Consider the following 9,099-nt stretch of genomic DNA (forward strand, 5'->3'; position numbering starts at 1 on the left):
CCTGGCCGGCCGTTCACACTAGCTGGTGCCAGGGATTTTGCGTCAGCGTCCGAATAGTCACCAGGGATCGTCGTATGCCTCGTCCCGATCACGCTGGTTGATGCGAATGGCGGCGTTGATCCATTGGCCGAGCTGGCTTGCCTGGGTTTGTGGAGTGGCAGGGTTGATATTCACGTCGTCGTGGCTATGGGTGATGGTGTATCGGCCGTCATCAGTGAAGTCGTGCCATTCTGTGCTGTGTTGCGGTTTCGGGCGGTCGAGGACGGTGCCGAGATAGAGGGCTGCGCGGCCGCGTCCGTCGGTTGGCCGGTTGAAGAATCGGCGGGCGCGTTCCGACCGTGAGTTGTGGGCGACGTCCTCGAAGTAGGTGTCGCGTCGGGGCGACAAATCACTGGTGTGGAACGTCGTAGCCGGGTGGGTGCCTGGCGAGGCTTTGGGAAGACAACTGATCAGCTCGCGGGGGAGGTCTTCGGGGCGGCCGAGGTTGACGGTGATTTGTCCGTCGGTGCCGTTGCGGTTTATCTGGCTGATTACGACAGCTTGGAAGTCGTTGCGGGTGGCGTGGACTCGGTAGGCGGCCGTTGTGTTGTCTCGGGTTTTGGTTGTGCTGCCGGAGATTTGGATGCGGAAGGTGGCGCTGGTGGCGGTGTCGATCGCGCGGCGGATCATGATGAGTTCGTCGCGGGCGTAGCTGTCGAGGAGTTTCGCGCGGTGGTTGTCGAACTCTTCTTGGTAGGGGAAGCGGGATGTGTAGTGGAGGGGGCGGGGGAAGCGGTCGACCGCGTCGCTGTACCAGTGGATCGCGAAGTCGTCGGGGTCGAAGGTCCACTCGGTCACTGCGACTCGCCTTCCGGCTCGGCGGGGCGGGTTTGTGCTGAGAGGAATCGTGCGCCGATCGCTTGGGGTGTGGCCTTGGCGATCTCGCCGATCAGTTCTCGAGTGTTCTCTTCGTTGATCAAGTAGTCAGGGGTCTCGTGGGTGTTTTCGTCGTCTTTTCCGCCGCCGCGGCCCGCGCCGGCGCCCATCATGCCGGGGGCGCCCGTCATGCCGCGCCCGGCGGCACCTGCAGCGGACCCGGTCGCGGCCGCGCTGGTGACGGCGGCCGCGGGGATTCCGGGTACTGCACGGCTGGGTGTCGGGACGGCGGCGCCGGGGACGCCTGCTGATGGGGAACCACCGGACGGACTGCTGGGGCTAGCGGGTGACCCTGGTGTGTTCGGCGTGGTGGTGCCCGGTGTGGTCACGGGTGATTCCGTGGCGGCCGCTGAGGTGTCGTCGTCGGATGTTGTGTCGTCTTCTGTGCCGTCGTCTTCGGTGTCGTCACCGGTGGTGTCGTCGTCCCCCGTGTCTTCGTCTTCTCCAGTGTCTGGGTCGTCTCCGGTGCCGTCGTCCTCGTCTTCATCGTCGCTGCCGCCGCCATTGCCGCCGCCATTGCCGCCGCCATTGCTGCCGCCGCCGTCTCCACCGTCGCCATCACCATCACCGTCGCCACCGGGGACGAATGATTCGGTGACGAGGCTGGTGGGGTGATCGAGCACAGGCAGGCCTGCGTCGACGATCCCGAAGGCCTCGACGTACTTGGCCTTCATGATGGCGCGGGCTTCTTCCTCATCGTCGTTGCGGCCGTCTTCGAACTCGTCGTTGTTGATCCAACGATCGTTGATATCCCAGATATCGGGGTCGTCCTTGCGCGCAGGGATCGACGACTTGGTGTCGGAGGAGGACAGGGCCGACGACGAGATCAGCCGGGCGACTGTCTCGAACGTGGGGGTGAGTTCTTCGGCCTTGGTGGTGTAGGCCGAGATCGCGTTCTTCGAGGCCTCGGCGGCGTTGCCTTCCCAGGCTTCGGAGATCGCCGCGTGCATCCGTTGCCGGAATGTCGCCAGTCCGACTTCCCAATCCGTCTTTGCTTGCCAGAAGACGGCGACGGCGCCGAATGACGGATCGACGCCGACCGGTGCGAAGCTGTCGATGATCTTGGCGTGAGACAGCTCGTGCGGACGTTCGGTGTGGGGTGGGATTTTTGGGTTTTCGGTACCGGCCATCAACGCCCTCCGGGGATCTGATCCAGGCGTTCGGTCTCGGTGTTGAAGCGAGCGGCGAATGTTTCGTCCTCGGCGATGAAGCGATCGCGGACGGCGACGTGGAGCAGGCGAATGTCTTCCACGGCTTCCCAATGTTCCTTCAATACGGTGTGGAAGTCGTTACCGCCCTCGCTGCCGCTGGCGATCTTGCGGAACCGGTCGGCCATTGTCTGGGCCGAGGTCAGGATCGAACCGCCGTGGTCACCGAAACCCCAAGTCTGGATCTTGGATACATCAGCGATGTTCGCCTGAATCTGCTTGATCGTCGCCTGGAATGCTTCGCATTCGTATTCGATCTTGGCGAACTCCTCCGGTTCCATCCGGACGGTCAGGTTGCCGTTCTTGGCCTCGGTGATCAGCGAGGCCAGCGGTGTGGCACCAGTCATCAGGGTTCTCCCCAGGTCCATTCAGTTGTGTGCTCAAGCACCGGCAGGGATGCTCGGAGCGATCTTCTCCGCGAGCGTGCGGGCGATCGTGCACGCCGGAATATGTCCGGTAGCCGGTGATGTTTCCGGCGGGTTGTGGATGAAGATGTCGAGGCTGCCGCCCTTCATCTCGACATTCGCGGTGCAGCTGCTGCCATCGGGGCCACTTGTGTTGGTGTCTTGCTGACGCGAGACGATCGCCTGCCGTCCCCCAGTGACGAACTCTTCGGCATCGGTGAAGTTCCGTGCCCGGATCATCTCCAGTGTGAGGTTCGTGGTCCTGATGTTGGTTCCGTACCCGCGTCCCTTTTCGTACCCCCACCCGCAGCCTCGCCATTTCACCCCGTTCGGCGCGTCGAGTTTGGACTCAGGGTTCGGCCGGTTCGGGCGCAGATTCTCAGACCGGATCACCTCATCCGGAACCTGGGTGCACGGATCGAACCCGGTCGGCACCTCAGCCGCGAATGTGGGGGACGTACGGGCGGACTGTTCAGACGATGGATCCGGTCCGCACGCGCTGATTGCGAGCACAGCGCCCACAACGGCGATGACCCCACGCCAGCGATTGCCCTGTACCCCCGCCATCATCCCCCGCCGATCCCCTCGACCGTGTGCCGCCGCAGCCGGTCCACCAAGTTGATATCGGGCGAAGGATATCAATTCGGTGTCCGCCGGGCAACCGGGCCGGCAACCGCCGACCCGCGCGCAGTGAGCAAGCCTCACCAAGTTGACAGCAGGGGAGACCGGATGCGCCGAACGCGTTGTTCGATCGTTGAATGAGGGGGATCACTGTGGCGTTCGCGAGTTCGTGGCAGATGGTCAAAACTTCGGCCGCAGTGCTGAAATCACGAAAAGAGCTGGCGGCCTTCCCGTGATCTCCGGTGTGGCGAGCGTGACCGTGACCGCCACGCTCATCGTGCCGATCGTGGCGGCGGACCTGCGGGACGCATCCTCGGTGGCAACTTATGTGTTGTTCGGATTGATGTATCTGGCATCGGCTTTCGTCACGGTGTTCTTCCACGATCCTGGCCGCGATCGCAGGAACCGCCTGGCAGGTCATCGATTCCGGGCGCGCACGTCGGGGCCGGTCGCCAAGTTTTGGCCACCCTGCGAAAAGCCGCAATGAATCCGCACCGTCCCGACGGTCCACCCTGGCAGGCCCGCATCTGTTGGCATCCAGATGCGAACAGAGTCCCTCTGGGGCAACGCATTCAGCGACCGGTCGTACGGGGGTGGGTTGTGGCATGATCGACGTGACAGCGAGTTGCAGGCTGCACGACCGTCTGCTTCGATTGATGAAAAATGTTCGGTCCGTTGACTTTAGGGAGATCCAGTGAACCGTACCGCGCGTGCTGTCTGCGGACTGGCCGTAGCGGCGTCGTTTGTTGGCCTATCCGCTGGTTGTGGCTCCGACGAATCCCACGGTGGCGCAACGATATCGACTTCGACAGTCGCGGTAGAAGGTGAGCCTGTATCTGCAATTCCCGCGGAGTTCGAAGGTTTGGACCCGTGCACGCTGTTAACCAGCGAGGAAGCGCGCAACGCCACTGGCGCACCCAGCATCGGAGCTCCCAGACGGATAGTGGCCCCCGGGCAAACTGGTTCGATGGCTGCCTGCTCATGGAGACCGCCCGAGGAAAGCTTGGGAGTGTACCTCTCGTTCACTACACCGCCCACCCTGCCTTCGGCCGATCAGGAGAAGATATGGACGGATGAGATCGGACATCCGGCCCGGGCACTCCTGATGTCGGGCGCGTGCCACGTGTACGTCTGGTACAGCGGTGATCGCATGGCCAATCTGAAGATCTATCTGCCCGAACAGCAGCGGACATCATCCCTGGACAATGACGTGTGCGGCCGGTCGAAGCCTTTGATCAAACAGGTATTCGCCAAAATTCCTTGGAAATAGCATCAATATCGGATGTCAGGCTTGGCCCTTGGAGGGGAAAGAGTAGTGGGGACAACATTCAAGGCCGAGGCTGGCGAAATCGCCGGACTGGGCAAGCTGATCGACGAGATCGGCACTAATGCCGACTATCTCACGCGCACGTCCGGAATCATGGGCGGCCCCGTTTCCGATGGCTATACCGGTATTATGCAGTTGCTTGTCACGCCGCTGAATTCGCTTCGAGATACTACGAGCGATCGCCAGCGAAAGATGACGACGATCCTCCAGAACACAGGCGTGGAGCTTAACAAGGCCGCGTGGATGTACGTCGACCAGGATGCTAAAAACTACGCCGCGCTCAACGCACACACTAATGGGATCGAGACCGGCGATTCCAATTCGGAGGAGCAGGGAATCTCTGACGCCTTCGTGGATGCCGTACCGTACAGCGGTCCGGAGACCCTTTCGGTCCCAGCCTGCACGATATCGGTACCTCCGAATCTGAATGAAATCCTGGCGCAGGGCAATGAGTGGGTGCTGGACATTCTGGATTACTTCTCCGAGATTGGCTATAATCCGCTCACTGATGTTCTTGAGAAGATTGCCGGGAACTGGAACGATCTGAGGCGTGTCGGCGACGTCCACAAGGAAGTTGGCGAAACTTTCGAAAAAGGTGGACTCAATCTGGAGTGGGGAAGAACCACGGTTGACTCGCATTGGGACGGGCAGGCGTCGACCAGCTTCCAGGACTTTGCTGGTCGACTGTCCGCCGGAATGCAATGGGAAGGGCCGATCGGCAGATTGATCTCCACGGCCCTCGAACGAGTTGCCGACGAGATTGAAAAGGCTGTCACCGAAGTCGTCAACAAGATAATAGACGTACTCAAGAGTCAGGTCGAGGTCAAAGGTGTCAAGTCTGCACTCAAGTTCGCCCTGAAGAAGGTGCCGGTCGCCGGATGGGCATACCAACTCGGCGACATCGCCGTACAGCTTGCGAAGGTAATGGACCATGTCCTGGAACTGGTTGATACCATTCGAACGACTGTTAATTCGGTGAAGGATTTCATCGAGTTTGTCAAGGATCCGGTCGGCAATGTCCAAGAGGGGCTCGAGGCTAAGCTGCAGCCGATCACCGACAAGATCGAAAACGCTCAACAGAAGGCGGAGATGGCCCAGGATATTGCCGCAGCGGGGAATATCGAAACGATTAGGAATAAGCCACAGTCGGCCTACGAGGTCGGCAGTGGAACGCAACCATGGGGTTCCTGATGAATAACGCGGCAGGCGATGCAGACCCGCAACATTTACGAGCATTCCAGCGCTTGATGGGAGCGGTGGACTCTCTTGCGAGCCTGCGAATGCGCAGCGAGAACACCACCATAGAAGAGTTGTGCGCTGTTCCGGTCACTGATGAGTTCATGAATCGCTTGGCGGCCTCCCCAACTGCGTCCGTGGCATTGCAGATGTATGCCCAGCGAGTGGTACTTGGCGAAGCGCGCTGGAACGATATCGAGCTATGGGCCAACCCGGTGCCGCCAGAGGTCGCGCAGTTGAAGGCATCACCGCGCTACGACTGGCTGTACCGTCCCGTCGCAAAGCCGACGCCGCCCAATGAAACCGTTCGAGCTTTGACCTACGGCTCAGTCTTCCGCCGTGGCGAAATCGTAGGACCGAGCGACGATGACGATGACAACACGCCCCAGTCCTGGCTCGTATAACGTCTGGGAGTTCGCAGTAGGGCTGGGGTTTTTGGATGGGGCGGGGGTCGGCGCATTCGATGGTGAGGGGATCCACCCGATTGCTTTGGTGCTCGAAGGCAGTGTCCACCGGATCGAGGGGGTGAACCGCATCCCGTGCTACACAAGCTTCGGTCCTGTCATCGCATTCGATGAGTTCGCGCAGCGCGCATGGGTCGACGGGTACGACGCGGCACGTGTTCCGGTGGAATGCTGTCTCGCTGTCTACGTCACTGATGACGAACTGGACGCCTTGGTGACCGCGGTTGTCGAGGACCTCGGTATCGCTGAGAACGGGTACTCGACTGCAGCGGACCGGAACGTCACTGTCGGCCTGCGAGCCATCTCGCTGGACTCGCCGGAGAACAGTTTTTACCAGCACCTCGTCGACCAGCATCGCGATCGAACCCGCGCATCGAGTTGAGTCCGTCCCGATTCTGCCCGTGTTCAGGAGACCGTCGGGTTACTGAGCGCGTGAATGACTGGCCGGTCTGTCGGTGCCGCGAGGTGTCGTCTTGTTGGCCTACCCTGGGCCCATGACTTCCCTGTCTGATCCCAAGGTGCGCGAATTTCTTTCCCACGGAACGCGAACGGGCAAGGTGGCGTTCGCTGCGGCGGATGGGCGTCCGCTGGTGACGCCGGTGTGGTTCATCGTCGAAGGTGATGAGCTGGTTTTCAATACGGGGAAGAACACGGCCAAGGGGCGGGCGTTCGCGCGTGATCCGCGTGTCGCGTTGTGTGTCGACCTCGAAGAGCCGCCGTATGGGCTGGTCGAGGTGCAGGGGACGGTCACGCTGTCCGAGGACCTCGATGAGCTCGTGCGTACGGCTACCGCCATCGCCGCCCGGTACATGGGGCCGGACAAGGCGGAGCAGTTCGGTCAGCGCAACGGGGTTGCCGGTGAACTCGTGGTGCGGGTACGGCCGACGAAGGTCATCGCACAGTTCGATATGACCGGCTAGTGGTGGCGCCGCGCGGCTGACTTGGCCGACTCCATGGTTGTCCTCAGCTCGCGTCCGACTACCGAATACCCGACATCGGGACAGCGTCGGGGCCCGGCGGGCTCGGGTCGTACGGTGGGGGATCGGTGCGGTCGAAGAGCGGGGACGAGCAGGTCGCGCCGACTTCTGGGGTGGTGTAAGGGTTTTCGCGGAGGGCGACGATGAACTGGTCGATGCGTTCGTCGGTGGCGGAGTCGAGGGTGAGTTGGTGGCCCCACGACTGCAACGAGATCGGGTGGTCCATGTCGGGGATGGGCGACATCAGGGTGTACTGCCGGTCGGTCACCTTCGCGCTCAGCAGAGCTTGATCCTGCGGGCTCACCTTCGCGGGGTTGTACGCGATCCACACTGCGCCGTGTTCGAGCGAGTGCACCGCGTTCTCGGTGCGCAGGGCCTTCGAATAGACGACGCCGGTGCAGGCCGCCCATTGCGCGTCGTGCGGTCCGCCCACCGGGGGGATCGACGGATAGGCGACTCGCTGGGTCGGGCGCACGTGCTGCTGCCCCGGCGCGATCTCGGTGATGACAACGCCGCGAATCTGTAGCGAGGGATCCTGATTGTCCGCCGAGGGTGCGAAGCTGTCCCCAGCAGCGGTGGCTTTACCCGCAACCGTGTCGGCCGAGCATCCTGCCGCCAACGTCGCCGCCACGACCACAACCGCGCAAGCACCTGCGCTGCGCACCCCACCGCTCCTGCCTGACACCCGCATCGCGGAACCCCGTTTCGTCGTCGCCTGCGCCTGCCGTCCGACACAGAACCTACTTGTCTCCCCGTCCAGGGGACACTCCTAGACTCCTGTGCATGACTGTGCACTTCATCGGGGCAGGCCCAGGCGCCGCCGACCTGCTCACGGTGCGAGCGGTCAACCTCCTGCGCGACAGCCCGGTCTGCCTCTACGCGGGCACCTACCTCGACCCCGAGGTCCTGGCCCACTGCGCGCCCGGCACCGAACTGATCGACACCCAGCACCTGAACCTGGACCAGATCATCGACCACCTCGTGCGCGCCACCGAGGCGGGCCACGACGTGGCGCGGCTGTGCTCGGGCGATCCTTCCCTCTATTCGGCGCTCACCGAGCAGACCCGCAGACTCGACGCCCGCAACGTGCCGTGGGACATCACCCCCGGCGTCCCCGCCTATGCGGCCGCAGCAGCAGCCCTTGGCACTGAGCTGACTGTCCCAGAGGTCGTCCAGTCGGTGGTTCTCACCCGAACCCAGGCCCGTTCCACCGCGATGCCGGAAGGTGAGGCTCTGGCGAACTTCGCCGCCACCGGCGCGACTCTCGTCCTGCATCTCGCGATCACCCGGATCAGGGTGCTGGCCGGGGAGCTGGTCGCCGAGTACGGCGCGGACTGCCCGGTCGCCGTCGTCTATCGCGCCAGCCAACCCGAACAACTCGTCCTGCGTGGCACCCTGGCCGACATCGCCGATCACGTGGAGGCGGCGGGCCTGCGCCAAGCCGCGGTGATCCTGGTCGGTCGCGCGCTGTCCACGTCCATCGACTGCGCCCAGTCCCACCTCTACGACCCCGCCAGGACCCGGTAATACCCACTGCCACAACAGCAGACCGGTCGGTGTGATCCATCACTCAGTTGCCGCGGTGCGCAGGTCATCCGGTGGGGATGTGAGAACACAGACAAGCGTCAGCAAACGGGGGTCGAGGGCTTCACCTGGGGCGATGTTTGCCAGCTATGGAGGTGGTTGGTTGCGGGGCGGGCGCACCGGTAGATTGGTGCGATGGTTTGCGACGAGTAGACCGGCGCTGGCGGCCGGGCGGTCAGGTGCATGGTCTCGGCCGTGTAACGAGACCCGCCCGGGTGACAGATAGTGCCAATGGACATTTTTGCCTGATTGATTCGAGAACTGAACCCGAGACGCGGGCGCCCCGCTGGAGATTAGGTGGGCGCTCGCGTTCCGGTGTCGTCGGGGAGCGCCTACCCAGGTGTTCCGGAAGCGAGGTTTGGG

At 62.7% G+C, this 9,099-nt stretch carries 12 protein-coding genes; 7 read left to right on the plus strand and 5 right to left on the minus strand.

Going from position 1 to position 9,099, the window contains the following annotated elements; all coding sequences use genetic code 11:
- Positions 1–57 precede the first annotated feature (57 nt).
- From ACTWPB_RS11040 to ACTWPB_RS11055, 4 genes are read right to left on the minus strand one after another with little or no spacing between them, the layout of a single operon-like run.
- A complete protein-coding gene (locus ACTWPB_RS11040; RefSeq protein WP_446225565.1) occupies positions 58–837 on the minus strand; it encodes an ESX secretion-associated protein EspG in 780 nt (259 codons plus the stop codon).
- Positions 834–2,045 (minus strand): hypothetical protein, encoded by a 1,212-nt coding sequence (locus ACTWPB_RS11045; RefSeq protein WP_446225566.1) that lies wholly within the window; start codon positions 2,043–2,045, stop codon positions 834–836. The genes ACTWPB_RS11040 and ACTWPB_RS11045 overlap by 4 nt, the downstream gene beginning before the upstream one ends.
- Complete coding sequence (locus ACTWPB_RS11050) at positions 2,045–2,470, minus strand: hypothetical protein (RefSeq protein WP_446225567.1); 426 nt, start codon at positions 2,468–2,470, stop codon at positions 2,045–2,047. The genes ACTWPB_RS11045 and ACTWPB_RS11050 overlap by 1 nt, the downstream gene beginning before the upstream one ends.
- 33 nt (positions 2,471–2,503) lie before the next feature.
- A complete protein-coding gene (locus ACTWPB_RS11055) occupies positions 2,504–3,097 on the minus strand; it encodes a DUF3558 domain-containing protein (RefSeq protein ID WP_446225568.1) in 594 nt (197 codons plus the stop codon).
- Between the two features lie 139 nt (positions 3,098–3,236).
- On the opposite strand from ACTWPB_RS11055, the gene ACTWPB_RS11060 reads away from it, so the two are divergent.
- The 6 genes from ACTWPB_RS11060 (at position 3,237) to ACTWPB_RS11085 (ending at position 7,095) form a co-directional block, all read left to right on the plus strand.
- Positions 3,237–3,635 carry a hypothetical protein gene (locus ACTWPB_RS11060; RefSeq protein ID WP_446225569.1) on the plus strand — a complete coding sequence of 133 codons (399 nt, stop codon included), beginning with the start codon at positions 3,237–3,239 and terminating at the stop codon, positions 3,633–3,635.
- A 207-nt stretch (positions 3,636–3,842) separates the two neighbouring features.
- Positions 3,843–4,418 carry a DUF3558 family protein gene (locus ACTWPB_RS11065; RefSeq protein ID WP_446225570.1) on the plus strand — a complete coding sequence of 192 codons (576 nt, stop codon included), beginning with the start codon at positions 3,843–3,845 and terminating at the stop codon, positions 4,416–4,418.
- Between the two features lie 45 nt (positions 4,419–4,463).
- The gene (locus tag ACTWPB_RS11070) at positions 4,464–5,666 is read left to right on the plus strand and encodes a hypothetical protein (RefSeq protein ID WP_446225571.1); all 1,203 of its coding nucleotides are present in this window, start codon (positions 4,464–4,466) and stop codon (positions 5,664–5,666) included.
- Positions 5,654–6,115 (plus strand): hypothetical protein, encoded by a 462-nt coding sequence (locus tag ACTWPB_RS11075; protein WP_446225572.1) that lies wholly within the window; start codon positions 5,654–5,656, stop codon positions 6,113–6,115. Before ACTWPB_RS11070 ends, ACTWPB_RS11075 begins: the two co-directional genes overlap by 13 nt.
- Complete coding sequence (locus ACTWPB_RS11080) at positions 6,078–6,557, plus strand: hypothetical protein (protein WP_446225573.1); 480 nt, start codon at positions 6,078–6,080, stop codon at positions 6,555–6,557. Before ACTWPB_RS11075 ends, ACTWPB_RS11080 begins: the two co-directional genes overlap by 38 nt.
- A 112-nt stretch (positions 6,558–6,669) precedes the next feature.
- Entirely contained in the window at positions 6,670–7,095 is a 426-nt protein-coding gene (locus ACTWPB_RS11085) for a PPOX class F420-dependent oxidoreductase (protein WP_446225574.1), read from the plus strand.
- A 58-nt stretch (positions 7,096–7,153) separates the two neighbouring features.
- On the opposite strand, the gene ACTWPB_RS11090 is transcribed toward ACTWPB_RS11085, so the two are convergent.
- Entirely contained in the window at positions 7,154–7,816 is a 663-nt protein-coding gene (locus ACTWPB_RS11090) for a DUF3105 domain-containing protein (RefSeq protein WP_446225575.1), read from the minus strand.
- 119 nt (positions 7,817–7,935) lie between these two features.
- Between ACTWPB_RS11090 and cobM the strand changes: the two genes are divergently transcribed.
- Positions 7,936–8,679, plus strand: coding sequence for a precorrin-4 C(11)-methyltransferase (cobM, locus tag ACTWPB_RS11095; protein ID WP_446225576.1), 744 nt, complete (start codon positions 7,936–7,938; stop codon positions 8,677–8,679).
- Positions 8,680–9,099: the final 420 nt, after the last annotated feature.

This window comes from Nocardia sp. IBHARD005 (assembly GCF_052814245.1).

What these genes read in the sequence shown, in the direction of transcription:
- ACTWPB_RS11045 (WP_446225566.1), bottom strand. Translation starts at nt 2,045, where the DNA reads ATGGCCGGTACCGAAAACCCAAAAATCCCACCCCACACCGAACGTCCG.
- ACTWPB_RS11050 (WP_446225567.1), bottom strand. Translation starts at nt 2,470, where the DNA reads ATGACTGGTGCCACACCGCTGGCCTCGCTGATCACCGAGGCCAAGAAC.
- ACTWPB_RS11055 (WP_446225568.1), bottom strand. Translation starts at nt 3,097, where the DNA reads ATGATGGCGGGGGTACAGGGCAATCGCTGGCGTGGGGTCATCGCCGTT.
- ACTWPB_RS11075 (WP_446225572.1), top strand. Translation starts at nt 5,654, where the DNA reads ATGGGGTTCCTGATGAATAACGCGGCAGGCGATGCAGACCCGCAACAT.
- ACTWPB_RS11080 (WP_446225573.1), top strand. Translation starts at nt 6,078, where the DNA reads ATGACGATGACAACACGCCCCAGTCCTGGCTCGTATAACGTCTGGGAG.
- ACTWPB_RS11085 (WP_446225574.1), top strand. Translation starts at nt 6,670, where the DNA reads ATGACTTCCCTGTCTGATCCCAAGGTGCGCGAATTTCTTTCCCACGGA.
- cobM (WP_446225576.1), top strand. Translation starts at nt 7,936, where the DNA reads ATGACTGTGCACTTCATCGGGGCAGGCCCAGGCGCCGCCGACCTGCTC.